This is a genomic window from Burkholderia sp. PR2 (assembly GCF_052372875.1).
Taxonomy (GTDB): Bacteria; Pseudomonadota; Gammaproteobacteria; order Burkholderiales; family Burkholderiaceae; genus Burkholderia; species Burkholderia diffusa.
Map to the genome: position 1 here is coordinate 11,367 of NZ_JBQRWH010000003.1, position 26,436 is coordinate 37,802.

Annotated in this window: 21 protein-coding genes and 4 pseudogenes; 12 read left to right on the forward strand and 13 right to left on the reverse strand. The window is 63.4% G+C overall.

Annotation, left to right across the window (positions count from 1 at the left end; all coding sequences use genetic code 11):
* Nucleotides 1–23: 23 nt before the first annotated feature.
* The 4 genes from ACT2FV_RS15660 to ACT2FV_RS15675 all read left to right on the forward strand — a co-directional run bounded on the left by ACT2FV_RS15660 (nt 24) and on the right by ACT2FV_RS15675 (nt 6,167).
* Nucleotides 24–3,242 carry an efflux RND transporter permease subunit gene (locus ACT2FV_RS15660; protein WP_444504295.1) on the forward strand — a complete coding sequence of 1,073 codons (3,219 nt, stop codon included), beginning with the start codon at nt 24–26 and terminating at the stop codon, nt 3,240–3,242.
* Entirely contained in the window at nt 3,232–4,407 is a 1,176-nt protein-coding gene (locus tag ACT2FV_RS15665) for an efflux RND transporter periplasmic adaptor subunit (RefSeq protein ID WP_444504296.1), read from the forward strand. The genes ACT2FV_RS15660 and ACT2FV_RS15665 overlap by 11 nt, the downstream gene beginning before the upstream one ends.
* Complete coding sequence (locus ACT2FV_RS15670; RefSeq protein ID WP_444504297.1) at nt 4,400–5,815, forward strand: efflux transporter outer membrane subunit; 1,416 nt, start codon at nt 4,400–4,402, stop codon at nt 5,813–5,815. Before ACT2FV_RS15665 ends, ACT2FV_RS15670 begins: the two co-directional genes overlap by 8 nt.
* Before the next feature lie 112 nt (nt 5,816–5,927).
* Nucleotides 5,928–6,167 carry a DUF4148 domain-containing protein gene (locus ACT2FV_RS15675; protein ID WP_444504298.1) on the forward strand — a complete coding sequence of 80 codons (240 nt, stop codon included), beginning with the start codon at nt 5,928–5,930 and terminating at the stop codon, nt 6,165–6,167.
* A gap of 98 nt (nt 6,168–6,265) precedes the next feature.
* Here ACT2FV_RS15675 and ACT2FV_RS15680 read toward each other — a convergent pair whose 3' ends face one another.
* The 3 genes from ACT2FV_RS15680 to ACT2FV_RS15690 are packed head-to-tail and all read right to left on the reverse strand — an operon-like array spanning nt 6,266 to nt 9,028.
* Complete coding sequence (locus ACT2FV_RS15680; protein WP_444504299.1) at nt 6,266–6,931, reverse strand: response regulator transcription factor; 666 nt, start codon at nt 6,929–6,931, stop codon at nt 6,266–6,268.
* Between the two features lie 19 nt (nt 6,932–6,950).
* Nucleotides 6,951–8,342 (reverse strand): sensor histidine kinase, encoded by a 1,392-nt coding sequence (locus ACT2FV_RS15685; protein WP_444504300.1) that lies wholly within the window; start codon nt 8,340–8,342, stop codon nt 6,951–6,953.
* 11 nt (nt 8,343–8,353) lie between these two features.
* The gene (locus tag ACT2FV_RS15690) at nt 8,354–9,028 is read right to left on the reverse strand and encodes a response regulator transcription factor (RefSeq protein WP_444504301.1); all 675 of its coding nucleotides are present in this window, start codon (nt 9,026–9,028) and stop codon (nt 8,354–8,356) included.
* Between the two features lie 217 nt (nt 9,029–9,245).
* On the opposite strand from ACT2FV_RS15690, the gene ACT2FV_RS15695 reads away from it, so the two are divergent.
* Together ACT2FV_RS15695 and ACT2FV_RS15700 are read left to right on the forward strand one after the other, a co-directional pair.
* A complete protein-coding gene (locus ACT2FV_RS15695; RefSeq protein ID WP_059619724.1) occupies nt 9,246–9,542 on the forward strand; it encodes a DUF4148 domain-containing protein in 297 nt (98 codons plus the stop codon).
* Between the two features lie 166 nt (nt 9,543–9,708).
* A protein-coding gene (locus ACT2FV_RS15700; RefSeq protein ID WP_444504302.1) for an IS3 family transposase occupies nt 9,709–10,907 on the forward strand; the annotation gives its coding sequence in 2 pieces (ribosomal slippage) (nt 9,709–10,009 and nt 10,009–10,907; 1,200 coding nt in all).
* Nucleotides 10,908–11,918: 1,011 nt separating this feature from the next.
* Here the strand turns inward: ACT2FV_RS15700 and ACT2FV_RS15705 are convergent.
* A pseudogene (locus ACT2FV_RS15705) lies at nt 11,919–12,077 on the reverse strand (helix-turn-helix domain-containing protein); the annotation flags it as partial.
* 113 nt (nt 12,078–12,190) lie between these two features.
* Between ACT2FV_RS15705 and ACT2FV_RS15710 the strand changes: the two are divergent.
* Nucleotides 12,191–12,556, forward strand: a pseudogene (locus ACT2FV_RS15710) (ISKra4-like element ISBusp5 family transposase); the annotation flags it as partial.
* 34 nt (nt 12,557–12,590) lie between these two features.
* On the opposite strand, the pseudogene ACT2FV_RS15715 reads toward ACT2FV_RS15710, so the two are convergent.
* The 5 genes and pseudogenes from ACT2FV_RS15715 to ACT2FV_RS15735 form a co-directional block, all read right to left on the reverse strand.
* Nucleotides 12,591–12,854 (reverse strand): annotated as a pseudogene (locus ACT2FV_RS15715) (transposase); the annotation flags it as partial.
* A gap of 154 nt (nt 12,855–13,008) precedes the next feature.
* Nucleotides 13,009–14,331, reverse strand: coding sequence for a phenylacetate--CoA ligase PaaK (gene paaK, locus ACT2FV_RS15720; protein ID WP_444504303.1), 1,323 nt, complete (start codon nt 14,329–14,331; stop codon nt 13,009–13,011).
* Between the two features lie 59 nt (nt 14,332–14,390).
* Nucleotides 14,391–14,933 (reverse strand): annotated as a pseudogene (locus ACT2FV_RS15725) (3-hydroxyacyl-CoA dehydrogenase family protein); the annotation flags it as partial.
* Between the two features lie 78 nt (nt 14,934–15,011).
* Nucleotides 15,012–16,442 carry an aldehyde dehydrogenase family protein gene (locus tag ACT2FV_RS15730; protein ID WP_151049834.1) on the reverse strand — a complete coding sequence of 477 codons (1,431 nt, stop codon included), beginning with the start codon at nt 16,440–16,442 and terminating at the stop codon, nt 15,012–15,014.
* A 108-nt stretch (nt 16,443–16,550) separates the two neighbouring features.
* Entirely contained in the window at nt 16,551–17,804 is a 1,254-nt protein-coding gene (locus ACT2FV_RS15735; protein WP_170296442.1) for an aspartate aminotransferase family protein, read from the reverse strand.
* Between the two features lie 455 nt (nt 17,805–18,259).
* Between ACT2FV_RS15735 and solA the strand changes: the two genes are divergently transcribed.
* The 3 genes from solA to ACT2FV_RS15750 all read left to right on the forward strand — a co-directional run bounded on the left by solA (nt 18,260) and on the right by ACT2FV_RS15750 (nt 21,142).
* Complete coding sequence (gene solA / locus ACT2FV_RS15740; protein ID WP_151049838.1) at nt 18,260–19,399, forward strand: N-methyl-L-tryptophan oxidase; 1,140 nt, start codon at nt 18,260–18,262, stop codon at nt 19,397–19,399.
* On the forward strand, nt 19,396–20,340 hold the full coding sequence (locus tag ACT2FV_RS15745) for a phosphotransferase family protein (protein ID WP_151049840.1): 945 nt from the start codon (nt 19,396–19,398) through the stop codon (nt 20,338–20,340). Before solA ends, ACT2FV_RS15745 begins: the two co-directional genes overlap by 4 nt.
* Before the next feature lie 97 nt (nt 20,341–20,437).
* Complete coding sequence (locus tag ACT2FV_RS15750; protein ID WP_444504304.1) at nt 20,438–21,142, forward strand: histidine phosphatase family protein; 705 nt, start codon at nt 20,438–20,440, stop codon at nt 21,140–21,142.
* A gap of 19 nt (nt 21,143–21,161) precedes the next feature.
* Here the strand turns inward: ACT2FV_RS15750 and ACT2FV_RS15755 are convergent, their stop codons facing one another.
* Nucleotides 21,162–21,860: a helix-turn-helix transcriptional regulator gene (locus ACT2FV_RS15755; protein WP_151049844.1), complete on the reverse strand. Its 699-nt coding sequence runs from the start codon at nt 21,858–21,860 to the stop codon at nt 21,162–21,164.
* Between the two features lie 259 nt (nt 21,861–22,119).
* Between ACT2FV_RS15755 and ACT2FV_RS15760 the strand changes: the two genes are divergently transcribed.
* Both ACT2FV_RS15760 and ACT2FV_RS15765 read left to right on the forward strand, forming a co-directional pair.
* On the forward strand, nt 22,120–22,758 hold the full coding sequence (locus ACT2FV_RS15760) for a TetR/AcrR family transcriptional regulator (RefSeq protein ID WP_226118113.1): 639 nt from the start codon (nt 22,120–22,122) through the stop codon (nt 22,756–22,758).
* 23 nt (nt 22,759–22,781) lie between these two features.
* Nucleotides 22,782–23,783, forward strand: coding sequence for a GlxA family transcriptional regulator (locus tag ACT2FV_RS15765; protein ID WP_151049848.1), 1,002 nt, complete (start codon nt 22,782–22,784; stop codon nt 23,781–23,783).
* Nucleotides 23,784–23,985: 202 nt separating this feature from the next.
* Here the strand turns inward: ACT2FV_RS15765 and ACT2FV_RS15770 are convergent, their stop codons facing one another.
* The 3 genes from ACT2FV_RS15770 to ACT2FV_RS15780 form a co-directional block, all read right to left on the reverse strand.
* Entirely contained in the window at nt 23,986–24,369 is a 384-nt protein-coding gene (locus ACT2FV_RS15770; protein ID WP_151049850.1) for a VOC family protein, read from the reverse strand.
* A gap of 70 nt (nt 24,370–24,439) precedes the next feature.
* Nucleotides 24,440–25,297 carry an S-formylglutathione hydrolase gene (gene fghA / locus ACT2FV_RS15775; protein WP_151049852.1) on the reverse strand — a complete coding sequence of 286 codons (858 nt, stop codon included), beginning with the start codon at nt 25,295–25,297 and terminating at the stop codon, nt 24,440–24,442.
* A 16-nt stretch (nt 25,298–25,313) separates the two neighbouring features.
* A complete protein-coding gene (locus ACT2FV_RS15780) occupies nt 25,314–26,420 on the reverse strand; it encodes an S-(hydroxymethyl)glutathione dehydrogenase/class III alcohol dehydrogenase (RefSeq protein ID WP_062885791.1) in 1,107 nt (368 codons plus the stop codon).
* Nucleotides 26,421–26,436: the final 16 nt, after the last annotated feature.

Genomic DNA, 26,436 nt, shown 5'->3' on the forward strand with positions numbered 1-26,436 from the left:
CCGCGCCGGCGGAGACCTCGCCGATGCTGAAACTCGTCCGACTCGCGCTCGCGCGCCCTTACACCTTCATCGTCCTCGCGCTGCTGATCCTGATCGCGGGGCCGCTCGCGGCACTGCGCACGCCGACCGACATCTTCCCCGACATCCGGATTCCGGTCATCAGCGTCGTCTGGAACTACGCGGGCCTGCAGCCGGCCGACATGTCGGGGCGCATCGTCACGTATTACGAGCGCACGCTCGGCACGACGGTCAACGACGTCGCGCACATCGAGTCGCAATCGTTCCGCAGCTTCGGGATCGTCAAGATCTTCTTCCAGCCGAGCGTCGATATCCGCACCGCGACCGCGCAAGTCACGTCGATCTCGCAAACCGTGCTCAAGCAGATGCCGCCCGGCACCACGCCGCCGCAGATCCTCAACTACAACGCGTCGACGGTGCCCGTGCTGCAGCTCGCGCTGACGAGCGACACGCTGAACGAACAGCAGCTCGGCGACTACGCGACCAACGTGATCCGGCCGCAGCTGCTGTCGGTCGCGGGGGTCGCGATTCCGTCGCCGTACGGCGGCAAGGTGCGCCAAGTGCAGATCGATCTCGATCCGCAGGCACTGCAGGCCAAGGGGCTGTCCGCGCAGGACGTCGCGACCGCGCTCGCGCAGCAGAACCAGATCATTCCGGCCGGCACGCAGAAGATCGGCGGCTTCGAGTACAACATCCGCCTCAACGACAGCCCGCTGTCCATCGACCAGCTCAATGCGCTGCCGATCCGGACCGTCAACGGCGCGGTCATCTTCATGCGCGACGTCGCGCACGTACGCGACGGCTTTCCGCCGCAGGGCAACATCGTGCGCGTCGACGGCCGCCGCGCGGTGCTGATGAGCGTGCTGAAAAGCGGCTCGGCGTCGACGCTCGACATCATCGCGGGCGTCAAGGCGCAGTTGCCGCGTATCGAGGCGACACTGCCGCCGTCGCTCCGGCTCGTCGTGATGGGCGACCAGTCGGTGTTCGTCAAGGGGGCCGTGAGCGGTGTCGCGCGCGAAGGCCTGATCGCCGCCGCGCTCACGTCTGCGATGATCCTGCTGTTCCTCGGCAGCTGGCGCTCGACGCTGATCATCGCCGCGTCGATTCCGCTCGCGGTGCTGGCGGCGATCGCCGCGCTCGCCGCCGCGGGCGAGACGCTCAACGTGATGACGCTCGGCGGGCTCGCGCTCGCGGTCGGCATTCTGGTCGACGACGCGACGGTCACGATCGAAAACGTCAACTGGCATCTGGAACAGGGCAAGGACGTGCGCAGCGCGATCCTCGACGGCGCATCGCAGATCGTCGCGCCGGCCTTCGTGTCGCTGCTGTGCATCTGCATCGTGTTCGTGCCGATGCTGCTGCTCGACGGCGTCGCGCGCTTCCTGTTCGTGCCGATGGCCGAAGCCGTGATCTTCGCGATGATCGCGTCGTTCGTGCTGTCCCGCACGTTTGTGCCGATGATGGCCCGTTACGTGCTGAAGCCGCATGCCCCGCACCCGGCGGCCGTGCTCGCACCGCACGGCGCGCCGTTCGCGCCGCCGCGCGCACGCAATCCGCTCTCCGCGTTCCAGCAGGGCTTCGAGCGCCGCTTCGACGCGCTGCGCGCCGGCTACCGCGTCGTGCTCGGCCTCGCCCTCACCCACCGCGCCCGCTTCGTCGTGTGGTTCCTCGCGGCGGTCGCCGTGTCGTGCGTGCTGGTGCCGGGGCTCGGCCGCAATTTCTTCCCGTCGGTCGACTCGGGCGAAATCGCGATCCACGTGCGCGCACCGATCGGCACGCGCATCGAGGAAACGGCCGCGCTGTTCGACCGCGTCGAGCACACGGTGCGCGGTGTCGTGCCGCCGCGTTCGCTCGCGAGCATCGTCGACGACATGGGTTTGCCCAATAGCGGGATCAACCTCACGTACAGCAACAGCGGCACGATCGGCCCGCAGGACGGCGACATCCTCGTGTCGCTCACGGGCGACCACGCGCCGACGGCCGGCTACGTGAAGCAACTGCGTACCGAGCTGCCACGTGCCTTTCCGGGCGTGACGTTCTCGTTCCTGCCCGCCGACATCGTGAGCCAGATCCTCAACTTCGGCGCGCCGGCGCCAATCGACGTGCAGGTAACGGGCCCCGACCGGGCGGCCAACCGCGCGTATGCGACCGAGCTGTTGCGGTGCATCCGCACGGTGCCGGGTGTCGCCGACGCGCGCGTGCAGCAGGCATCGACCTATCCGCAGTTCACGGTGTCGGTCGACCGCGCGCGCGCCGCGCAGCTCGGCATCACCGAGCAGGACGTCACCAATGCGGTGGTCGCCAGCCTGTCCGGCACGAGCCAGGTCTCACCGACCTACTGGCTCGATCCGCACAACGGCGTGTCCTACCCGATCGTCGCGCAGACGCCGCAGTACCGGATGACGTCGCTGTCGGACCTGCGCGCACTGCCCGTCACGGGCCGCACGGGCGCCCCGCAACTGCTCGGCGGCCTCGCGACGATCGTGCGCGGACAGACCGACGCGGTCGTGTCGCACTACGACATCGCACCGCTGTACGACATCTTCGCGACGACGCAGGATCGCGATCTCGGCGCGGTCAGCGCCGACATCGAACGCGTGCTGCGCGCGAGCGCCGCCGACCTGCCGAAGGGATCGCGCGTGACCGTGCGCGGCCAGGTGCAGACGATGAACGGCGCATTCGGCGGGTTGCTCGCCGGCCTCGCCGGCGCGGTACTGCTGATCTACCTGCTGATCGTCGTGAACTTCCATTCGTGGCGCGACGCGTTCGTGATCGTGAGCGGCCTGCCGGCTGCGCTCGCCGGCATCGTCTGGATGCTGTTCGTCACGCGCACGCCGCTGTCGGTGCCGGCGTTGACGGGCGCGATCCTGTGCATGGGCGTCGCGACCGCGAACAGCATCCTCGTCGTCACCTTCGCGCGCGAACGGCTCGCGCACACCGCCGACGCGGCCGTCGCCGCGCTCGAGGCCGGTTTCACGCGCTTTCGGCCCGTGATGATGACCGCGCTCGCGATGATCATCGGCATGGCGCCGATGGCCCTCGGTCTCGGCGACGGCGGCGAACAGAACGCCCCGCTCGGCCGCGCCGTCATCGGCGGCCTGCTGTGCGCGACCGTCGCGACGCTGGTGTTCGTGCCCGTCGTGTTCAGCCTCGTCCACCGGCGCGATCGCGCGCCGCGCCCCGAATCCCTTTCCGTCACTCCGGGAGAACAGCATGTCCACTGAATTCGAAGTCCGCCCCCCCGGCACGCCGCGCTATCTGAAGCCGCTCGCGATCGCAGGCGCCGTCGGCGCGCTCGCCGTCGCGGCCGCCGGTGTCTTCGCCCGCATGCATGACGCGCACGCGGTCGCCGCGTGGACCGCGCAGCAAGCGATCCCGACCGTCGCAACGGTCGCGCCGCAGCCGGCCGCGGCCGACGCACTCGTGCTGCCGGGCCGCCTCGACGCGTATGTCGACGCACCGATCTATGCGCGCGTGCCGGGCTACCTGCATGTGTGGTACGCCGACATCGGCGCGCATGTGAAAGCCGGCCAGTTGCTCGCGTCGATCGACACGCCCGATCTCGACCAGCAGTTGCAGCAGGCACGCGCCGACCTGCAGAGCGCGAGAGCGAACGAGCGCCTTGCGGCCGTCACGGCCGCCCGCTGGGCCGAGATGCTCGCGCAGGATTCCGTCTCGCAGCAGGAGGCCGACGAGAAACGCAGCGACCTCGACGCGAAACGCGCGGCCGTCGCGGCGAGCACCGCCAACGTACGGCGGCTCGAAGCGCTCGAATCGTTCAAGCGGCTCACCGCACCGTTCGACGGCATCGTGACGGCCCGCAAGACCGATGTCGGTGCACTGATCGACGCCGGCAGCGGCAACGGCGCCGCGCTCTTCACCGTCTCGGATGCGCGGCGGCTGCGGCTGTACGTCCACGTTCCGCAAGACGACGCAGCCGCGATTCGCGCGGGCATGCGCGTCGCGCTGACCGTGCCCGAGCGCCCCGGCATGACGTTCGACGCGACGCTCGCGGATTCCGCCCAATCGATCGACCCGGCTTCCGGCACGCTGCTCGCGCAGTTCTCGATCGCCAACCCGGCAGGCACGCTGTTCCCCGGTGAGTACGCGCAGGTGCGGATCGCGATGCCCGGCGCCGCGCATGCGCTGTCGATTCCGGCAAGCACGCTGATCTTCCGCCACGACGGGTTGCAAGTCGCCGTACTCGATGCTACCGGGCATGCGCAGCTGCGCAACGTCTCGATCGCGACCGATCTCGGCACGCGCGTCGAGATCGCATCGGGGCTCGCGGCTGGCGACCGCGTGATCGACAATCCACCCGATTCGCTCGCGAATGGCGACCCCGTGCGTATCGCCCGCGCCGCGGCGACGGAGCGTACGCATGGCTGACCGACTGCTCGCTGTCTGCCTGGGCAGCATCGCGCTGCTCGCCGGCTGCTCGTTGGCGCCGACCTATCGCACGCCAGCCGTTCCGGTACCGGCCGCGTTTCGCGAAACGGGTGCGTGGGTCGATGCCGTACCAGCCGATCGCCTGCCGCGCGACGGCTGGTGGCGCGTGTACGGCGACGCGACGCTCGACCGGCTCGAACCGCTCGTCGTGCGCGCGAATCCCGACCTGGCCGCCGCCGTCGCAAGGCACGATGAAGCCGCCGCGCTGTTCGACGAGGCGCATGCGGCATTGCTGCCGACCGTGGGTATCGATGCCGAAACCGACCGCGATCGTCAGTCCGCGCGCCGGCCGCTGCGCGGCAGCGGCCAGCCGGATACCTATGAGTCGAACACGCTCGAAGCGGGGTTCGGCTACGACGTCGATCTGTGGGGCAAGGTCCGCAACGCGGTCGCGGCCGGCCGCGACGACGCGCAGGCGGCCGACGACGATCTCGCGTCGGTCCGGCTCAGCCTGCAGGCCGGCGTCGCCAGCACCTACTTCGACCTCGCGGGGCTCGACCGTGAAGCGGACACGCTCGCGCAAACGATCGACACGTATCGCCGCGCGTGGCAGCTGACCGTCAGCCGTCATCGCGGCGGCCTCGCGTCCGGGCTCGACGTGTCGCGTGCGCAAACGCAACTCTCGCTCGCCCACGCGCGTGCATCCGACATCGCTGCGCGCCGCGCACTCGACGAACACGCGATCGCCGCGCTCGTCGGCGCATCGGCGTCGACGTTCACGCTGCCGCCCGTCGCGTCACTGCCGGACGTGCCGTCGATTCCGACCGGGCTCGCGTCGACGCTGCTCGAACGCCGGCCGGATGTCGCCGCGGCCGAACGCCGCGTCGCAGCCGCGAACGCACGCATCGGCGTCGCCCGCGCGGCCTATTTCCCCGACCTGTCGCTCGGCCTCGATGCCGGCTTCCAGAGCGATACGTTTTCGCCGTGGCTCGCCGCGCCGAACGAGATCTGGTCGATCGGGCCGCGTCTCGCGATGACGCTGTTCGACGGCGGGCTGCGTGCCGCCGGCGTCCGCAAGTCACAGGCGCAATTCGCCGAGCAGGGTGCGCGCTATCGCGCCGTCGTGCTGCAGGCGTTCCGCGAAGTCGAGGACGATCTCGCGCTGCTGCACCGTCTCGGCGACGAATCCGACCAGGACGACGCGGCGCTCGTCGCGGCGCGCCAGTCGCTTGCGCTCGCAATGTCGCGCTATCGCGACGGTGCGGTCAGCTATCTCGACGTGGTCACGGCGCAGACGACCGAACTCGATGCGCAAATCTCGGCGCTCGACACCAACACGCGACGGCTGCGAGCGTCGGTCGGGCTCGTGCGCGCGCTCGGTGGCGGCTGGCGCGCCGCACGCTCATGAACCTTTCTTAATCGGCACGCCGGGCCTTTGCATGCCCGCGCCCGATAAAGTGTTTCCGGCCGTCGTCGCGCGAGCGACGCCGGCCTCTTCCGTTCGAAACGAGGATCACGCCATGAAGACATTGCTGTTCGCCACTCTGCTCTCCGCCCTTTGCGTCGCGTTACCCGTCCGGGCCGGCACAACGTCGGCCGCCACGCCGCGAGCGCTCGCGGCGGCTGTGCCAGCGCCGACACACGATGCATGGAATGCGCCGCCGGCGCCGCTGACGCGCGCGCAAGTCTATCGGGAACTGGTCCGGGCCGAGCGCGATGGCCAACTCGCGCAACTCAATCGCGAACTCTATTCGCATTGATTCGATGCCACCGGACGGTCGCGCACGATGCGCGGCTGCCCGGCACTGATCGACAGCCCTCGAGCCCGTCGTGGTACTGCATCGCGGCTCACGCTTCGTCACCCGCTTGCGTCAAGCCTGAACCCATATCGCGCGACGGTTTCAATGCGCGTCGAGAACGCGTGAGCAGCCAGCTTGCGGCGCAACCGAACGACCAGCGCGTTGACCGTTTCCGGTTCAATGTCCGCGTCCCCCCACGCATAACGCAACACCGCGGCGCGTTTGACGGGCCGCCCCGATTCGCGCAACAGGCACTCGACGAGGCGGAACTCCCGCGCACTGAGCCGCAACCTGCGGTCGCCCTCCTCGAGCACCCGCGCCGCTGCGTCGAGCGTGATCGACGAAGGCGGTGGCGCAGCGCCCGATCGACGCCAGAGCGCGCGAAGGCGTTCGTGCAATTCCACGAACGAACATGGATGCGGCAGGCACACGTCGCAACCGGCCTGCAGCATCCCCGCCCGCTGTCCGGGTGTCGACCCGGTGACGATCAGGGCGATCGCCGCGCCGCTGGCCGATGCGGCTAACCGCGGCAACGTGTCGAGTGTGGCCATGCAGGCGGATTTGTCGGATGCGACAATCACGATCGCGTCGAAACGGTCCTGCGTCGCCGCGAAGCAGCCGTCGCGCAATCCCTCGACCTGCTCGACGCCATGCGTGCTCTCGCGAAATGCCTTGTCGAGCCGCGCCGCCTCCGGGTTCGGCGGGGAAATCAGCAGGATGCGCATCGATCGTTCCCCGACGCCGTCATGCGAGCGAACGCGGCCAGCATTCGACCGTGATCGCCGTACCGGCCAGCGGTGCATCGCCGATCTGCAGCGCAAAGCCGTGCACGCGCATCACCGCCGAGACGATGCTCAGCCCAAGCCCAGAACCGCTCACATGGCGCGTGCGCTCGCCCCGATAGAAACGCTCGAGCACCGCGTCGCGCTCATCGGGCGGGATGCCGGGCCCGGTGTCATCGATCCGCACGAGCGGGCCGCTCGGCGTTGAATGGAGCGCGACGCGCACTCGGCCGCCCGGCGGCGTGAACTTGATCGCGTTGTCCGCGAGATTGCTGAACGCCTCGAACAGCAGTGCGCGGTCGCCATGAATACCGCCGACTGGCGCCGCGTCGAGCACGAATGCGACGTCGACCGCGTCGGCCAGCGGTTCGTACAGCTCGCACACGTCGCGCAGCAGCGCCGCAAGGTCAATCTCGGCAAAACCACCGCGCCGGCTCAGCGTGCCGATCTCCGAGATGCGCAACATCGCGCGAAAGCGTTCGAGTAATCGGTCGGTCTCGTCGCGTGCGGATGCCAGCAGCGCGGCCGACGCCGGATCGTGCGCGCAACGTGCTTGCTCGGCGAGCCGCGAGAGCATCGTATGCACGCGCGCAAGCGGCGTGCGCAGGTCGTGTGCGATGCCGTCGCACGTATGACGCACCTCGCCCATCAGCCGCTCGACCTCGTCGAGCATGTGGTTCACGAGATGCGCGAGCAGATCCAGTTCGTCGTAGCGACCGACCGGCAATCGCTTGCCGAGATCGCCCTCGGCGATCTGCCGCGTCACGCGCCGGATCGCGGCGACCCGACGCATCTGGCGCATGCCGAGCATGCTGCCGCCCGCGATGCCCGCGATTAGGATCAGCACGCCACCGATCACGAGCCCGCGGATGGCGACCTCGCGAATCTGGATGAAATGCGACAGGTCGCGCGCGACGACCAGCGTCATGCCGTTGTCGCGACGTACGGCCATCGCGCGCGTGATCGGCGCGGGCTGCCCGTCCAGCGGTTCGAGCGTACGGTCCAGCGAGCGGCCCTGGCGGTCAGTGCGCAGCGGCGGCAGCACTGCTATGTCGCCGGCCACGCGGCGCCCCGCCACGTCGAACAGCCCGTAGAAGCTCGTATGCATATGCTCATGCTCGAGTCGGCGATGGATCGCGAATGGCAGCGCCGAATCGGGAATCGAATCGAAATAGATCAGTTGCCACGCCAGCACCTCGTCGGTGTCGCGCGTCATCGTGTGCGTCGCGGCGAAACTGATCACGCCCGCGAGCAACAGCAGTGAAACCGAGAAGATCGCCGCGTATGCGCACAGCCAGCGAAACGTCGTCGTATGCCAGCGGCGCGTGAAGTTCGCCGCGCGGGTCGTATCCATGCTCGCCACCGTCACGCGAGCGTATAGCCCGAGCCGCGCACCGTCTGGATCATCGGCGGCACGCCGGGCGGATCGATCTTCCTGCGCAGCCGACCCATGTGAACGTCGATCAGGTTGGTGCCCGGGTCGAAGTGATATCCCCATACCGCTTCGAACAGCATCGTGCGCGTGATCGTCTGCCCCGCATTGCGCATCATGAATTCGAGCACGCGGAATTCGGTCGGCAATAACGGGATTTCGTCGGTGCCGCGGCGCGCACAGCGCGAAATGAGGTCGAGTTCGAGCGCGCCGACCTTCAACAGGGTCTGCTGCGCCACGCCGGACGCCTGCCGGCGGCGCAGCAGCACTTCGATGCGCGCGCTCAGCTCGCCGGAATCGAACGGCTTCGTCAGATAATCGTCGCCACCGGCTCGCAGGCCGCGGATGCGCTCGTCGACGTCGCCGAGCGCGCTCAGCATCAGCACCGGCGTATCGATGCCGACCGCGCGCATTGCGGTCAGGATCGTGATGCCGTCGGCGCCCGGCAGCATCCGGTCGAGCGTTATCGCGTCGTAGGACGCGCTCATCGCACGCATCATCCCTTCGCGGCCGTTGTCGATCCAGTCGACCTCGAACCCGCGCGCGGTCAGTTCGCCGACGATTTCGTTCGCGGTCACCGCATCGTCTTCGACCGTCAGTACTCGCATGCCTGTCCTCGCAATGAACTTCAATACGGGCGCACACCTTGCGCCCGCGACTATCGTAGACGACACGATCGCCGCCCGGCGTTACATGAAAATAGCTTCATCCGGCACCACATGAACAGGCGTGAAACAAGTTTCATCCGTGCGTCGCCTGCGTCGTCGCGCGATCCGCCTACGCTGACGTCATGCGGCATCGGGCCGCGAAAACAGGAGCCACCGGATGAAACTTTCGACTACCACCGCCTGCATGCTGCTCGCATGCGCCAGCACCGCCGCGTTCGCGGCACCGCACCTGACGCCACAGGAATGCAACGCTTACCCGTTCGTTCACACTCAGCGCGAGGTCACGCATGCGGACCTGGTGCGGGAGCTGATCGAACTCGAACAGGTTGGCTATAACCCCGCGCACAGCGGCCCGTACTACCCGGACGACCTTGACGAGGCGAATCGCCGGCTCGCCACCGAGTACCGTACGGACTGTACGCATGCACTGACGGCCGACGCAAACCCACACTGAACGACTGCTCGGCACGGCCGCCAAAGCGACAAGGCGGCGCGCTCGTGCCGCCTTGTATTCGTGGGTATTCTTGAACACGAAGCCCTGCACGATGATACCGCTCAATGCGATAGTGATCCTGCCTCGAATCCACGTACAGCAAGAAGTTTGATAACTTTTTGACTGTATGGAGAACGGAATGGCAGAGAAAGTGGTGCCGAGAAGGCAATACACGCAGGAATTCAAGGTGGAGGCGGTGCGCTTGTCGGAGAGCGTCGGTCAGCATGAGGCCGCTCGCAGGCTGGGCGTACCGGTGGCGACACTGGGCAACTGGTGCCGAGACCAGCGCAAAGGCAATGCTGAAGCGGCGACGGGGCCGTCACCCAGCACGTCGAGCTCCAGTCGTCGACCGGTCAGCGATCTGGAGGCCGAGGTCAGCAGGTTGCGCAAGGAGTTGGCCAGCGCGAAGCTCGACATCGAAATCCTCCGAAAGGCAACGGCGTACTTCGCGAAGGGGTCGCGGTGAGGTACGCCTGGATCGACGCACACCGCGACCAGTACAGCGTGAGCCGGCTGTGCCGGGTGTCGGCCGTCTCGCGCAGCGGGTATTGCCAGTGGCGCGCTCGCCCGCCCAGCGTCAGGGCGCAGGCCAACGAGGCGCTGGACGCCGAAGTGGCGGCCATCTACCGGGCCAGCCGCGGCAGCTATGGCCGCCCCCGCATCGTGCGGCAATTGCATGCTCAGGGCCGGCCGGCGAGCGCTGAGCGCGTGCGACGCAGCCTGCAACGTCAGGGGCTGCGCCCGGTCTACAAGCGCCCGTATCGAGTCACCACGGATTCGACGCATCATCTGCCGGTGGCGCCGAACCTGCTGGATCGGTGCTTCGATGGCTGGCAGCTGAACCAAGCGTGGGTGAGTGACATCACGTTCGTCGCCACCGACGAAGGCTGGCTGTTTCTCGCGGCGATCCTCGATCTAGCAAGCCGGCGTATCGTCGGCTGGTCGATGTCGGAGCGAATCAACGCGGATCTGGTCTGCCAAGCATTACGCAGTGCATACTGGCAACGCAAACCCGGGCCCGGATTACTGCTGCATTCGGATAGGGGCAGTCAATATGCCAGTTGGGCGTATCGCGATCTGGCCGCCGAATTCGGCATGACGGTCTCAATGAGCCGGCGTGCCAACGCGTGGGACAACGCGCCGATGGAGAGCTTCTTTAAAACCCTGAAGGTCGAACGCATTTACCAAACACGCTACGAAACCCGCGCTCAGGCGCGCCTGGACATCGTCGACTGGATCGAAGGCTATTACAATCGACAGCGCATGCACACGTCGATCGACTACTGCACTCCCGTCGAATACGAAACCCTGCGCGCTGCTGCATGACATGCTGTACGTGAAAACGAGGCAGGATCATTTGAATTCGGCCGCGTTATCAAGATGCAGCGTTCGAGGGATACCGCGCATCGGCCAGTCAGCCTCAACGCCTAGTCTTTCGAGCCACGGCTCTTTCCGTAGAACTACGCGCGAGAGGAGCAAGCTTACCGTCGCAGCCCCCGGCCTCTCCATTGCGACATAAAAGCCAAGCACACATCTCGTAGCAACGTCGAGAGCCACAGACAGCCACGGTCGACCGATAATCTGTCCGTCCAGTTCGCTAACTAGCAGGATGTCCGCTTGCGTGTGATCAACCTGCACGATATCTAACGGATGTCGGACCTGGAATGTGCCAGGGGCAACTGCAGCGTTCGGGAGGGCCGCTCGTGCCAAAGCATCCTGCTCGCGATAGGAGAGCCACCGTCGAGCTATTGTTGACCTGCTCGGAGGCGATAGACCTGCAACGCTGCAGCGACGTTTCACCTCAAGTACAAGATCAGTCGCAGGATGCGCAAGGTGCCGCTGATCGGGGAGCCATTCGTGCACGGCCTCGTCGATGACGCATTCGACGGCGGCGTCCAGTTTGCCCCCGGTCGCCCTACCCGGCTGCCTTGGCTCTAATGTACTGGCGACCGGATCTGCGAGGAAACGTCGACGCAGGCGATATACGGTGGTGCAGTGAACGCCTAATAGCTGTGCTGCTCGTTCAGCCTGCTGTCGGGAAAGCACACCGTTGCCAAGCGGTCGAAGCACGGACGCAATCTTCGCTGCTCGAGCGGCCCGCTCTTCGATCGAAGCCATATGGATCCCTATCAATCCACGCGACACGTGCGCTAGCAGTATTAAAGAACACGTGCAACGTGCTAGCAACGTTAGTGAACATTGGCCAAGTTTCCGTTGCAGAAACGCAACGGCTAAGCAGCCGCCAGAAAACTTCAAAAAGTCCCTGTTCGCCGAGGCTTCTTTGAGAATTTCCGCTTGCAACGTTTCTGAACACGGCTAGCGCTAATAATGAACGCCTACAGCAGCTTCACCGCCTCGATCGTACAGTTCCTTAAATCGGTAGAAGCTGTCGCGCGAGTAACCCATCACGCGACAGGCCTGGCTGACGTTGCCGAGTTGCCGGGCCAGCTCGAGTATGCCGACCTTGGCACGAATTACCTTCTGCTCCTGAGTCATGGCGGACTCCTTGCTGTTCGCGGCGCGCATTGCCGCTACGGGCTACGCCCTCCGCGCCAATGCGCGCCAGCATGAAAAACCAACCACTGTCAGATTTAGTCTAGTCCACCGCACTTGATCTGCGTGAGAAACGGGATCCAGCAATGAGCAACCAAGCCGGAAAAGCAAGTCACAACCTCTTGAATGTAGTCACCTATCTGCAAAACAATGTTGACTCGCTGATTGACTATCGCACATGGCAACGTGCGGGATGCCGAATCTCCACAGGCTTCGTCGAGTCTTCGATTAACCGAATCGTTGGCCGTCGAATGTGCAAGAGCCAGCATATGCGCTGGAGTCGCCCGGGAGCACACAGTGTTGTGCAATTGCGCGTCGCGTTGTTGAACCGAGAATTTCACGAACTCGTACAGCGACAATTTCCATGGATTGGGCAGCGACGCGTCACGTGGCCCTGGGAGCAAACATCCCAGGGTTTTTAACGGCTTCCTCGCCTTGCAAAGCCGGGGCGGACCATACATTTTTTGATGCAACGTCCTGCAGGATGGCCTTGTCCAGGCTCAGTTCAGCAACCAGCTTCTTGAGTCGCGCGTTCTCGTCCTGCAACTGCTTGAGCTCGCGTACCTGATCTGACTGCATGCCGGCGTATTGCTTCTTCCACCGATAGAACGTCTGTTCCGAAATACCGACCTGCCGGATCACATCGGCCACCGGCATGCCCAACTCTGCCTGCTTGAGCACAGCCACAATCTGTTCGATCGAAAAGCGCTCGCGTTTCATGGCAAACCTCCTTCTGGTTCAGGGTCAAGTTTGCCGCGAAACTCACTCTCGAATCGGTCCAGGATTCCTAATGCGGATCACGACGAACCAGCAATCCAGACTGAACTCCTAAAGAGGAAGCGATCGGGACTGAAGCGGCGGCGGCGGGCTGGGGTCACGCCGCGTGACGGCAATCGATCACGCGGCGCGCCTTGCCGGTCCCGCTCGCGGGAATGCCGCCGGCCGCCAGCACCGTCACGCCGGACGACACACCGACCATCGTCTTGATCCGGTGCTGCAGCTCGCGCGCGAGCGCCGCGCGATCGCTTTCGGTGACCGACGCGGCCGCTTCGGAGCGCAGTTCGACCGCGAGGTCGAGCCGGTCCATGTGACCGTCGCGCGACAGCGTGATCTGGAACTGGCCCGACAGCTGCGGCAGCGCCACGACGATCTCCTCGATCTGGCTCGGGAACACGTTCACGCCGCGCACGATCAGCATGTCGTCGGAGCGGCCGGTGATCTTCGCGAGACGGCGCATCGTGCGCGCGGTCGGCGGCAGCAGCGCGGTGAGGTCGCGCGTGCGGTAGCGGATCACCGGCATCGCTTCCTTCGTCAGCGACGTGAACACGAGCTCGCCCTGGCTGCCGTCGGGCAGCACTTCGCCCGTGACGGGATCGATGATCTCCGGATAGAAATGGTCTTCCCAGATCACCGGGCCGTCCTTCGTCTCCACGCATTCGCATGCGACGCCCGGGCCCATCACTTCCGACAGCCCGTAGATGTCCAGCGCGTCGATGCCCACGCGCGTCTCCACTTCCTCGCGCAGCGCCTGCGTCCACGGCTCGGCGCCGAAGATGCCGATCTTCAGCGACGATTCGGCCGGGTCCATCCCCTGCCGCACCATCTCGTCGATCAGGTTCAGCATGTACGACGGCGTGACGAGAATGATCTTCGGCTCGAAATCGCGGATTAGCTGCACCTGCTTCTCGGTCTGGCCGCCCGACATCGGCACGACCATGCAGCCGAGCCGTTCCGCGCCGTAGTGAATCCCGAGACCGCCCGTGAAGAGCCCGTAGCCGAAGGCGTTGTGCAGCGTGTCGCCCGGGCGGCCACCGGCCGCGCGGATCGAGCGCGCGGTGACGTTCGCCCAGGTATCGATGTCGCGCGCGGTGTAGCCGACCACCGTCGGTTTGCCCGTCGTGCCGCTCGACGCGTGCACGCGCACGACCTGCTCGCGCGGCACCGCGAACAGCCCGAACGGATAGTTGTCGCGCAAATCGTTCTTGGTCGAAAACGGGAATTTCGCGAGATCGGCGAGCGACTTCAGGTCGTCCGGATGCACGCCCGCCGCATCGAACGTGCGGCGATAGTGCGGGACGTTGTCGTACGCGTGGCGCAGCGACCACTTGAGGCGCTCGAGCTGCAGCGCCTGCAGTTCGTCGCGGCTGGCGGTCTCGATCGGCTCGAGGGCGGCGGCGGGATGCGTCGGGTGAGTCATCGGGGTGCTCCTCCAATGGAGTGATGTCGTTATCGTGTTCGGGGTAACGGGGCCGGCGGCTACGACCGGAACGTGCGGCCGGCCGCGTGCAGCATGGCAATGCGTGGCAACACGCGATAGCGGTCCTCGCCGTAGCTCGCCGCGAGATTCGACAGCACGCGATGCACGCGGCCGAGGCCGATCGCATCGGCCCACGCGAGCGGGCCGCACGGGTAGTTCACGCCCTTCTCCATCGCGAGATCGAGATCGGCGGGCGAGCACACGCCCTGGTTCACCGTGTCGGCCGCCTCGTTCGCGAGCATCGCGACGGTGCGCATCGCGACCATGCCCGGCACGTCCGCGACGCCGACGACGCGAAAACCCGCCTGCTGGAACAGGCCGACCGCGTCCGCATACGCGGCGTCGCTGCACTGGAGCGCGCGAGATCGACGAGCACAAGATCCACCACGCCTGTGTGCGCGGCGAGCGCGGTCCCGGTGCGGCCATCGGTCAGCGCGGCCGGCCACGGCGAGCAAATCGTCGGCATGCACGTCGTTGCGCCGCCCGTTCGCGATGCGTTCGACGAAGCGTGCATGCAACGCGGCGGCCGGGCCATCCTGCGCGTCGTCCGGCGAAAGGAGCGGCTTTTGCAGAATTTCAAAACGGCTATGAATACGGAGCGGGCTCAACAGTCGGCCGCGTCACTTTTTGATACTGATAACGTGTGGTTGGGTCATGGACTTCAAGCCGTCGATTCCAAACTCTACTCCCCAGCCCGAGCCTTTGATGCCGCCGAAAGGGACCATGGGGTGAATGGCGCCATGCTGATTGACCCAAACGGTCCCCGCCTGAATCTTTAACGCAATTCCCGCTGCGCGGTCAGGGTTTGACGACCACACCGAGGCGCCGAGTCCAACCTCGAGACGATTCGCGTTATCGATGGCCTCCGCCAATTCGTAGTATTTAATGATTGGGAGAACCGGACCGAATTGCTCTTCATCCACCAGACGGGCGCCGTCCTTCAGACCGGTCACAAGCGTAATTGGATAGAAGTTACCGGCGCCTGACGGGGCTACACCGCCGCACACCACGGTTCCACCTTCGGCGCGCGCAGCTTCCACAAGCGCCAACACTTTGTCGTATTGCGCGCGGTTTTGAATGGGACCGATCGCGACGCCCGTAGTGAGCCCGTCGCCCATCGGAAGCATTTCAGCGATTGCCTTGAGCTCCGAAACGATTTCATCGTGAAGGTGCTCAGGGACGTAGAGTCGTTTGATACATGCGCACGTTTGACCCATGTTGAGGAAAGCCCCCCAGAACAACCCTTGCGCAATATCTTTAGGGTTCGCATCGGGTAAAACAATAGCGGCATCGTTGCCGCCCAACTCCATCGTCGTAGGTGTAACAGTTTCGGCTGCGACCGCCGAAATGCGAGAGCCGGTGGCGGTTGACCCCGTGAATAGAATTTTGTCTACGCCAGGATGCGAAGTCAGCAAGCCGCCGACCCTGCCATCTCCGCTCACCGTGTTCAGCACGCCCGGCGGAAGCACCTCCGAGATCAAGCGAACCATCTCTAGCGTGCAGATACTGGTCAGCTCGGATGGCTTGAGCACGACCGTGTTACCCATCCGCAACGCCGGAATAATTTGCCAGATCGCAATAAGCAGAGGCCAGTTCCATGGCGCAATGGCGGCCACCACGCCATATGGCTGGCGGTGCATGACGTCGCGTCGAGTTTCGTCCTCGAACAAGACCTCAGGAGCCAGATCCAAGCTCGCAGGTACCCGGGTCCAGACCTCGCAGCCCCACATCTCGAATCGCGAACCGGGGATCTGATCCGGGCCGACGCCGCCCAAAGGCTTTCCTTGCTCGCGGGTGATCCACGTGGCGAGATACTCGGCGTTCTCTTTGAGAACGTCGGCCACTCGCTGTAGCGCGGCGCTTCGAGCGCCCTCTGAAAGCGACATCCACGCAGGTTGCGCCGCCCGGGCAGCGGCAATTGCTGCATCGACATCCGCTTTCGTCGAAACGGGAACACGACCAATGGGCTCGGAGGTCGCCGGGTTGAGCGATTCAATGGTCTCCACGGCCTCGACCAACATGCCGTTGACGACATTCAGATGGATTTTCATGCGTTGGCTCCTCCCTTGGTGCTCCAGGCTCTCAATGTTCGTATCTGAGCGTAGGCGATAGGTGACGCAGGTCCACCGACCGCCCCCGCGCACTGGTTGAAATTCAGACTAGCGAAGCGCGGCTTTCACCACGCCGATGAGTCGGTCCGCCTCTTCCGCCGTCATGATCATGACGGGCTTGCATTGCAACGCGCTCTTGTTGAACGACGAGAACACTGCCCATACTCCGGCTTCGTACAGCTTGGGCATTGCGGCCAGCGCCCAGTCAGGCGTGTTTCGACCTATGCCGCCGCTCAATCCGATCGTCCAGTAGTCGAACGCGGCATCGGCAAAGCCTTCGTGGAATTGCTGACTCAACGAGCGCACCTGTCCGAGGAACGTCGGGTTATCTACCATGTCGAGAAGTTCGCACAGCACGGCGCTGCCGATTTCGTTACCGCCGTACGTGCAGACCTGTCCGTAGGGAAACCGATGAAGATGATCGAAGATCGGCTGCTTCATCATCGTTGCCGCCATGGGGTAGACGCCGCCAGACAGGCCCTTTCCGCTCACGAAAATGTCCGGTTCAATGGCATGGTGCTGCCACGACCAGACATGTCCGGTCCGGCCCATACCGGTCTGTACCTCGTCAATGAGCAACATCGCTCCTCTATCGCGACATAGCTTCTCCACAGCCTGCAGATATCCGTCTGTCGGGAGAAGGAAGCCACATGACGAGGGCTGGGTTTCCATGACGACCGCGGCCGTGTCGTCGTCGATCGCCGCTTCCATCGCGGACAGGTTATTCCACGGAACCTGAACGAAGCCTGGGAGCGGTCCACCGAAAGGAGCGGAAAATTCCGGGTCCGTGGTCGAGATGGCGATACCTGTGTGGCCGTGGTAGCCGCCCACAATGCTGATCACTTTCTGCCGCCCCGTAACGCCGCGTGCGAGCCGAATAGCGAGGTCATTCGCTTCCCCGCCGGACGCGTTGAAAACCACGCCAGCGTGCACGCCGCCAGTCGACCTGGTCAGTTTCTGTGCGGCTTGCGCCCGGATGCCGGAAGTGAATCGATGGTTGCCAATGTCCAACGTGTCGAGCGCACCGCGGAGTGCCTGGAGTAACCGCTCGTTACGGTGGCCCATGTTGAACACTCCACCGTTGCAGTGCATGTTCCAGTACCATTTTCCGCTGAAAGCGTCCTGGAACTGCGCTCGCGCGCGCGCGCCAATGATCAAGTCAGCGCCGAGACCGCGCAGCAATCTACCACTCTCGGACGCGAGGTAGCGCGTCGACGCCGCGATCGTTTCCTCACGATCCTCAAAAGGCTGCTCTGGCGCTGCAGTCGAGAGGTCCATCACCGAATCGTCCTGAGTGTTCAATTTCCGCTCCTGAAAAATTTCACGGAGAGTTATGGCCATGAACCGGTCTCGGCGCCAAATGCGCCACGATGCGCCACCCTCCGTCAATTGGCTAGATTCTTCACGAACGGCTCCGAGTTCGAATCAATCGAAGGTTTGATTTGCTGGCAGCTTGCAAACCAAATATTGGATCCGAGGGGTTACCGAAGGCTCCAAACAGCACGATAGAGCGCGCAAGGCACACGAACACCTGGGTTGTCGATTCCGATCTTTATCCGGTAGCACGTAGAAACCCTAGTCGAGTCTCCAACCTTTGGAGGACGACAATTTATTTTCTGCTGAGAAAAATGAATGAAAGTCCGGTCAAGGTCGGGCTGCAGACGTCGATGCCGGCTGAGCCGACAACGACCATTCATTAACGGCGAGGATCGTCGGACGAAGGACGTCCACGAGCTCCATGTTCTTCGGGATTTATGATGAGCAGTTTCGATGTGATCGTTCTCGGTGCCGGCACCTGGGGAAGCGCAGCAAGCTGGCAATTGGCCGCCCGTGGCTATCGGGTGCTGGCGATCGATGCATTTCGTCCGCCTCACAAGGTTGGCTCGCACGGCGGCGCGACTCGCCTCGCGCGGCAATCGAACAGTTCCGGCCCTGCCTACATCAAGCTTACCGAAGCCGCCTGGGAGATGTGGGGCGAAGTTTCGAAGAAGGTCGGTCAGGACATTCTGGTCAAAACCGGTTCGGCGTTCATCGGCGAACCCGGTTCGGAGTGGTTCGACAAGACGCTTTCCAACCTGCAAAAAAGCGAGTTCGAATACGAAGTTCTTTCCGATTCCGAGTCGTCTGCACGTTTCCCGTGGCTGAAAACCCGAGAGAGCGAGCTGACGGTGTGGGAACCGAATGGCTCGATTATCCTGGTCGAACCTGCCATTCGCTCCTTGCAGAAATTGGCCTCCGAACACGGTGTCGAGTTCCGCTTCGACGAACCCGTTCTGACGTGGAGCGCCGACGCCCGCGGCGTGGAAGTCCACACTGCCCAGGGCACGTATCGAGCTGACAAGCTCGTCGTCACCGCGGGCGCGAGGTCGAACAGGATACTGAACCTTGACCTTCCAGTGGACGTAGAGCGTCAAGTACTCGTCAATTTCAAGGTCCCGGCGGGTCATGTCGCAATGCCCGCCCTCTTCTTTGCCGCTCCCCCGGGCGACCCCGGGATGCCGGCTTACGGATGTCCCGAACCTGACGGCACCTACAAGTTCAGCGTCGCAACTCGCATAGATATCATCGATCCCGATACGATCAGTCAAGATATCAAGGCAAACGATGTCGAGCGCGTGCGCGAGGTGCTCCGTCAGCGCTTGCCGCAGCTCGATGCAGAACCTGTGGGCGGCGCGGTGTGCATGTGGAGCGAAAGCAAGGACGGTCACTGGCTGCTCGGGGCACATCCGGACCATAGGAACGTCGTTATCGGCGCAGGGTGTACCGGCCGCGGATTTCGTTACGCGCCTGTGGTCGGCAAAGCACTGGCCGATTTCGTCGATGGCACGGAACGTCCGGACCTCGATACCTTCACGACGGCACGGTTCAAACTCAAAAGCAGCGAGGTGACGAAATGAGTGTCATCGAAACCGTCCTCGACGTTGATCTGCTTAAGCGCGCTGAAGATGTCATCCGTCAAACACCGGGTTGGGCAGACTCCCGGCCCGTGTTCGAATGGATGTCTGGCGGCGGTGCGCACAAAAACTTGGTGGCCATCGACGGCGACCGCAAGTGCATGCTCAAGTTGTGGAATACGACCTGGGAGGGACTTGGCGTGATTCCGCCGTCCGGCGTCGCGATGGAAAACACGCGTCTGGCGGGCGAGTTGGGTATTGGTGCGCGGGTATTGAAGATCACCACGGAGCCACTCGCACTTGTGGTCGAATTTCTTCCCGGCAAACTTCTCGACACCTCGGATCGCGCGGGCCGCAGGCGCCTTCTAAGCGCCGCGCGTCGACTCCACGATAGCGGCGCTCGCTTCGCACGGGATTTCAGCCCGTTTTCGGACGCCAGATCACAGTTTGCATGCGCGCGCCAACGCGGCGTGGACCTTCCCGACGGTTATGAAGAACTGTGCAAAGTGATGGCGCGAGTCGAAAAGGTTCTCGACCTTCGAATCACCGACTTCGTTCCATGTCACAACGACCTCTACGGTGCGAACATTCTCGAGACGACGACTTGTGACGTACGACTCGTCGACTACGATTTGTCCGGGAATGGCGATCGCTGCTACGAACTCGGTTTCATCGCGACGTACGGTGAGCTCGACACCGATTCGATCGGCCAGATGTGTGAAGACTACTTCGGCACCAACGATGCATGCAGGCAGGCCCGCGTGCGCCTCTTCGCACTCGCCGCCGATTACTGCAGTCTCGGCCTATGGACGGTCGCGCAAGGAGCAAGTGACAAGAACGCTGACTACGATTACGTGGGTGAATTGAATCGTAGCCTTGACAAGGTGAAAAAGCGGATCGATTCACCCGAATTCGGGACACTGCTCCAGACTGCGGCCCGCTGACGCCACAGCTGCCGCGCGCCCGGCGCGTAGGCAGCAATTTCCGTCTTTCCGAGTATGTCCGGATACTCCGAATTTTCCACCTCCACGGGTGCAGGAAATGCAGCGTGAACCCAGCTTGTCCGGTCGGCGAAGGATCTATCTCATCCGCCACGGGGAGGTGAACTACTTCCCCCAACAGAGCCAAATGGACCAGAACCCGCCTCTTTCGAGTCTCGGAAGAGCACAGGTAGCGCAGACGGCCGCATTTCTGGAACAGAACAACGTGGTCGTAGACCGAATTCTCTCAAGCACGCTGCTCCGGTCCCGCGAAACCGCCCAGATCATCGGAAGTAGTCTCGGAGTGACCTCCGTGGAAAACTTTGATTCGCTATGCGAAATTCATGGTGGCGACGTCAGTGCGTTGTCTCGCACCAGCCTGGATCGAGCGTTCTTTGCGGGAGTTCGACTTGTGCCGGGTTCCTGGGCATTTATGAATGGCGAGACGATTCGCGACTTCACGACACGGGTCGACTCCGAGATCGAGGCATTGCGGTTGGACGACACCTGGAAAGTGGCGCTCCTTGCGGTACACGGCGGGGTCAACACCGCGATCATCTCCCGAGCGCTATCGGGAAATCGCGGTGCGTATTTCGCCAGCATCGAGCAAGATTACGCTTGTTTGAACGTGCTGGACATCGGCGCTGAACCCGAGGATTGGGTGGTCCGACTGATAAACTTTGCCGCGCACCATCCACTCCATCCAACGCCGAGTGAAACGACGCTGGAGCATTTGCTTTCCCGACACGGACAAGCGGGTACTTAGTAGAGGCTAGGCCGCCCCGTTACGACGAGAAAGCATTGATCTTTGCGATCAGCGCAGCACGGCTATCGACGCCGACCTTGTCGAAGATGTGAACCAGGTGAGTTTTCACGGTTGTGACCGCGATCGACAGCTCTCCTCCGATCCTCTTGTTGCATCGACCAGCCGCCACTAATTCGGCAACCGCCACCTCCCTCTTCGAAAGGCCATGGGCGGTCGCCAGCCACTCGCGGACGCGAATGACGGAAGCGTGAGGACCGCTTGCAATATTGTGCTCGATGTAAGGCTGTGCGATCCGACAACGTTGCAGCAGTTCAGTCCTGCGATCAGGAGCGGCTGAACCGTCGTTCAGAAGCACGCTCAATCCTCCGACCATTTGTCCATTGCACCGGAAGAACAGTTCGATAGTGTCCCGGAATCCATGCAGTCGCATGAAGCGGTGATACTCCCGGTCGCCGTCACTTTCGCCAAGCTCGTTGCTTAGCAATGCTGTAGCGCCCCCTAAGGATTGAGCCCGGACGGGAGAAAGTGGGTCGAGATCCCCCGCATACGTCAAGTAGTCGCTGAGGAAGCCTGCCGGCACGTTCAGCAACTTGAACTGAGACTCTCGCGTTTCGTCGTCGATGTGATAGAACGCAATCGAGTCGACGCCCAGCAGATTCGACATGAAATTCAATGTCTGCCTTGCAAATTGTTCGGCACCCGTCTTCTCGCTACGCATGATCGCATCCCTGTTCGGCAAAGACCGTCTTCCCTCTTGAACACTTGCCAGGAGCGAAAAAACGACCTGAAGTAAACATGCACCGTGACGAATCCATGTTAGAAAGCGAAAAAAACCGCGTCAATACTCCAAAACCATAAATTGGACTCGATGTCCACGTTTTCTTGCCAAGTGAACGACCTCGTCCCACAATAGAACGGTCGGCGCTGCCACCCGACGAATGCCCTCAACCCCGAAAACCGCCGTGTGAGACAGTCGCATGTCCGAACCCGCATCCACGCTCCTCGCAGTGACCTCGAAAACGCCATTGACCTTGCGTGAGCGCAATAAGCTCCGAGTCAGGGACGATCTTGTCGATGCAGTAACGACGGAGCTTGCAGACAGCGGCGCGGGATTGTGTGCGCTGGATGACGTTCTCAGACGGGCGGGCTTGTCCAAAGGAACGTTTTACAACCACTTTCCGGGTGGCCGCGATCAACTGCTTCTTCTAGCTTACGAGCAGATCGGTGCCGAGTTTCAACGAGATAGCACCAGGCTTCGGGATGGCGGAAATTCACCGTCGGAGAAGATCATGGCGTTCGCAGATGCTTACTTCGCCATCTGCGCGGACCCGCGCAAGGGAAAGCTGTACAGTGTTGCCGAACCAGCTCTGGCACCGATTTTGGCGCCAGCGATCGGCAGGACATCCGGTTGGGTTCGCGCCGAGATCACGGATGATCTGAGAGCCACGCCGCGATTCCGGGGGAAGAAGGGGCATTCGCGCGCCGATGCGTGCGCTATTCTGCTCGTCGGTGCGATCCGGGAGGCGGGTAGACGAACGTACGTCGACGCCACGAGCGCACCGCCATTGCGTGCCGAATTGCTTTCCATCGTCACTTCCATTATCGGAGGTGAATAGACTCACTGCGGTCAACACAGCGTATGAAAAAGCGGCTCACCCATCCGACCATCACCATCGACCTGATCATTTATGAAGGTTTCAAGCTCCTGGACGCGGTCGGGCCGATGTCCGTGTTCTCTTATGCGAACATCCATCTTGCGGAGCTAGGCCGCCCGCCAGGTTACGACGTGCGGATTGTTGCGAGCAAGGTGACCCCCATCGCATCCGACTCGGTCGCCTCCCTCACACCGACCAAATCGCTTTCTCCATTGTCGGTGCCGCATACCGCGTTTGTCGTAGGCACGCGGAGCATCGACGATGCCGTCGCGCAAAATCCTGAAATCGTTGATTGGTTCGGCTCGGTGGCGAGTCGACTCCAAAGAACCGCGGGACTCTGTTCCGGCGTCTTCTTCCTTGCCGCCGCCGGTCTGCTCGACGGACATCGCGCCACGACGCACTGGAGCGTTCGAGATGAACTGAAGGACCGCTATCCTAAGGTTTCAATCGATGAAGAATGCATCTTCCTGAACGACGATTGGCTGTGGACATCAGCTGGCGTCACTGCCGGGATCGATCTGGCACTCGCAATGGTCGAGCAAGATCACGGACCGGAACTTGCCCATTTGGTCGCCCGCGATCTTGTGGTCTACCTCAAGCGCTCGGGCACACAATCTCAGTTGAGCGTACACCTCCGAGTTCAGCAGACCAACCGAATTGAAATTCGGCAACTGCAAGAGTGGCTCCTGGAAAACATCACACGGAAGCTTTCCGTTGCCGAGATGGCCGGATACATCTCCATGAGCGAACGTAACTTCTTAAGGGTATTCCATGAGGAAATGGGCATGACGCCTGGACGTTACCTGGAGAAGACACGTATCGATATGGCGAGCCAGCTACTTCGCGAGACATCCCTGCCTGCCAAGGCGATCGCGAGTCACGTCGGGTTCGGGAGCTACGAATTGATGCGACGCTCTTTTCAAAAGGTGCTCGGTATAAGCCCGAGCACTTACAGAAGCACAGGGGAAGAAACGAAGCCGAAATAAACCGTCTGCGCTTCGGCTCAGGTACCTCCAGCCGATCACCGAGAAGCCTGACAGGCGCGGTTCCTTTACCCGGATGGGCAGGATTCCGCCTGCCTTCGTTGCGAATGCGAGATGAACGCAGGCGGATCGGCCTCATAGACGTAGTACTGGTGCGGCTGGAAAACTCAAGGCCGAAAGCTCATTTTCTGGCAATGGTGTCGGGTTACTCAGCCTTGAAGCAATAGACGGCAAGTTTGTTGCCATCCAGATCGCGCACGTAAGCAGCATATGCGTTTGGCGCCCAGCCACGCGGTCCGGCAGGACCTTCGCATTTTCCACCTGCGGCAAGCGCGCTTTTGTAAAACGCGTCGATCGACTTGCGATCCGGTGCTTCAAACGAGACGGTCACGCCATTCCCAACGGTGGCTGCTTGGCCATTCGCCGGCTTCAGAACGAAGAAGGACGGAGACTCCTGACCCCAGATGGAGCCGTTGTCGTTGAGGTCGGCGACACGCTTCAAGCCGATTTCTCCAAGCACGCGATCGTAGAACGAGCGCGCATTCTCGAGATGGTTCGTGCCGACAGTGATGTGCGTAAAGACTGCCATGATTCTCCTCTTTGAGTGACGTGATGGTACGGCGCTGCGCGCCAGAATGAATCTTCGGATGATTGTGTATTCACCCTCGGTACGCACCGAGGGCAGTCGCGTGATGCCCGATGTGGTCCGCGATGAAAGTTGAAATGAAGAAATAGCCGTGGTCGAAGCCCGGATGACGGCGCAGCGTCAGCGGCTGGCCGGCCTTCGCGCAGGCGCCTTCGAACACGTCGGGGTTGAGCTGGTTCGCGAGGAACTGATCGGCGAGGCCCTGATCGACGAGGATGCCGTCCGCGAACTTCGGCGCATCGGCACGCGCGACGAGTTCGCTTGCGTCGTGCGCCTTCCACGCATCGCGATCGGCGCCGAGGTAACCCGAGAACGCCTTCTCGCCCCACGGGCAGCGCGTCGGCGCGGCGATCGGCGCGAACGCCGACACCGACCGGTACAGGCCCGGATGGCGCAACGCGAGCGTCAGCGCGCCGTGGCCGCCCATCGAGTGCCCGAAGATGCCGAGCCGCGCACCGTCGATCGGCAGTTCGGCCGCGACGAGCACGCGCAGCTCGCCCGTCACGTACGACTCCATCCGGTAATGCGCGGACCACGGCGCCTCGGTCGCATCGACGTAGAAACCCGCGCCGACGCCGAAGTCCCACGCGTCGGTCTCTCCCGGCACGCCCGCGCCGCGCGGGCTCGTGTCGGGCATCACGAGCGCGATGCCGTGCTGCGCCGCGTATAGCTGCGCGCCGGCCTTGATCGCGAACGTCTCGTCGGTGCACGTGAGCCCCGCGAGATAGAACAGCGCCGGCACGCGGCCGTGCGCGGCCTGCGGCGGCAGGTACACCGAGAACTTCATCGGCAGGCCGATGGCCGCCGAATCGTGACGGTAGAAACGCTGCTCGCCGCCGTGGCACGCATGCGAGGAAACGAGTTCGAGCATCGCGGTGCGCTCCCGGTCAGTACAGCACGACCGAGCGGATCGACTCGCCGGCCTTCATCAGGTCGAAGCCTTCGTTGATCCGCTCGAGCGGCAGCGTGTGCGTGATCAGGTCGTCGATGTTGATCTTGCCTTCCATGTACCAGTCGACGATCTTCGGCACGTCGGTGCGGCCGCGCGCGCCGCCGAACGCCGAACCCTTCCACTCGCGGCCCGTGACCAGCTGGAACGGGCGCGTGCTGATTTCCTCACCGGCTGCCGCCACGCCGATGATGAACGACTGGCCCCAGCCCTTGTGCGTGCACTCGAGCGCCTGGCGCATCAGCTTCACGTTGCCCACGCACTCGAACGAGTAGTCCGCGCCGCCGTCGGTCAGTTGCACGATGTGGTCGACCACGTTCTCGACTTCGTTCGGGTTGATGAAGTGCGTCATCCCGAACTTCTTCGCGAGCTCGACGCGCTTCGGGTTGATGTCGACGCCGATGATCTTGTCCGCGCCGACCATCTTCGCGCCCTGGATCACGTTCAGGCCGATGCCGCCGAGCCCGAACACGACGACGTTCGCGCCGGCCTCGACCTTCGCCGAGTACACGACCGCGCCGACGCCCGTCGTCACGCCGCAGCCGATGTAGCAGATCTTGTCGAACGGCGCGTCCTCGCGCACCTTCGCGACCGCGATCTCCGGCACGACGATGTAGTTCGAGAACGTCGACGTGCCCATGTAGTGGAACAGCGGCTTGCCGTCGAGCGAGAAGCGCGACGTCGCGTCGGGCATCAGCCCCTTGCCCTGTGTCGCGCGGATCTTCTGGCACAGGTTGGTCTTGCGCGACAGGCAGAACTTGCACTCGCGGCATTCGGGCGTGTAGAGCGGAATCACGTGGTCGCCCTTGCGCAGGGTGCCGACGCCGGGGCCGACGTCGACCACGACGCCCGCGCCCTCATGGCCGAGGATCGCCGGGAAGATCCCTTCCGGATCGGCGCCCGACAGCGTGTAGTAGTCGGTGTGGCAGATGCCCGTCGCCTTCACTTCGATCAGCACTTCGCCAGCGCGCGGCCCTTCGAGATCGACTTCCTCGATCGTCAGCGGCTGCCCCGCCTTCCAGGCGATTGCGGCTTTGGTTTTCATCTCAATCCTCGATCTA

What these genes read in the sequence shown, in the direction of transcription:
- ACT2FV_RS15745 (WP_151049840.1), top strand. Translation starts at nt 19,396, where the DNA reads ATGAGTGTCATCGAAACCGTCCTCGACGTTGATCTGCTTAAGCGCGCT.
- ACT2FV_RS15780 (WP_062885791.1), bottom strand. Translation starts at nt 26,420, where the DNA reads ATGAAAACCAAAGCCGCAATCGCCTGGAAGGCGGGGCAGCCGCTGACG.
- ACT2FV_RS15670 (WP_444504297.1), top strand. Translation starts at nt 4,400, where the DNA reads ATGGCTGACCGACTGCTCGCTGTCTGCCTGGGCAGCATCGCGCTGCTC.
- fghA (WP_151049852.1), bottom strand. Translation starts at nt 25,297, where the DNA reads ATGCTCGAACTCGTTTCCTCGCATGCGTGCCACGGCGGCGAGCAGCGT.
- ACT2FV_RS15665 (WP_444504296.1), top strand. Translation starts at nt 3,232, where the DNA reads ATGTCCACTGAATTCGAAGTCCGCCCCCCCGGCACGCCGCGCTATCTG.
- ACT2FV_RS15690 (WP_444504301.1), bottom strand. Translation starts at nt 9,028, where the DNA reads ATGCGAGTACTGACGGTCGAAGACGATGCGGTGACCGCGAACGAAATC.
- ACT2FV_RS15685 (WP_444504300.1), bottom strand. Translation starts at nt 8,342, where the DNA reads ATGGATACGACCCGCGCGGCGAACTTCACGCGCCGCTGGCATACGACG.
- ACT2FV_RS15750 (WP_444504304.1), top strand. Translation starts at nt 20,438, where the DNA reads ATGCAGCGTGAACCCAGCTTGTCCGGTCGGCGAAGGATCTATCTCATC.
- ACT2FV_RS15730 (WP_151049834.1), bottom strand. Translation starts at nt 16,442, where the DNA reads ATGAAAATCCATCTGAATGTCGTCAACGGCATGTTGGTCGAGGCCGTG.
- ACT2FV_RS15675 (WP_444504298.1), top strand. Translation starts at nt 5,928, where the DNA reads ATGAAGACATTGCTGTTCGCCACTCTGCTCTCCGCCCTTTGCGTCGCG.
- solA (WP_151049838.1), top strand. Translation starts at nt 18,260, where the DNA reads ATGAGCAGTTTCGATGTGATCGTTCTCGGTGCCGGCACCTGGGGAAGC.
- ACT2FV_RS15680 (WP_444504299.1), bottom strand. Translation starts at nt 6,931, where the DNA reads ATGCGCATCCTGCTGATTTCCCCGCCGAACCCGGAGGCGGCGCGGCTC.
- ACT2FV_RS15660 (WP_444504295.1), top strand. Translation starts at nt 24, where the DNA reads ATGCTGAAACTCGTCCGACTCGCGCTCGCGCGCCCTTACACCTTCATC.
- ACT2FV_RS15760 (WP_226118113.1), top strand. Translation starts at nt 22,120, where the DNA reads ATGTCCGAACCCGCATCCACGCTCCTCGCAGTGACCTCGAAAACGCCA.
- paaK (WP_444504303.1), bottom strand. Translation starts at nt 14,331, where the DNA reads ATGACTCACCCGACGCATCCCGCCGCCGCCCTCGAGCCGATCGAGACC.
- ACT2FV_RS15770 (WP_151049850.1), bottom strand. Translation starts at nt 24,369, where the DNA reads ATGGCAGTCTTTACGCACATCACTGTCGGCACGAACCATCTCGAGAAT.
- ACT2FV_RS15695 (WP_059619724.1), top strand. Translation starts at nt 9,246, where the DNA reads ATGAAACTTTCGACTACCACCGCCTGCATGCTGCTCGCATGCGCCAGC.
- ACT2FV_RS15765 (WP_151049848.1), top strand. Translation starts at nt 22,782, where the DNA reads ATGAAAAAGCGGCTCACCCATCCGACCATCACCATCGACCTGATCATT.
- ACT2FV_RS15755 (WP_151049844.1), bottom strand. Translation starts at nt 21,860, where the DNA reads ATGCGTAGCGAGAAGACGGGTGCCGAACAATTTGCAAGGCAGACATTG.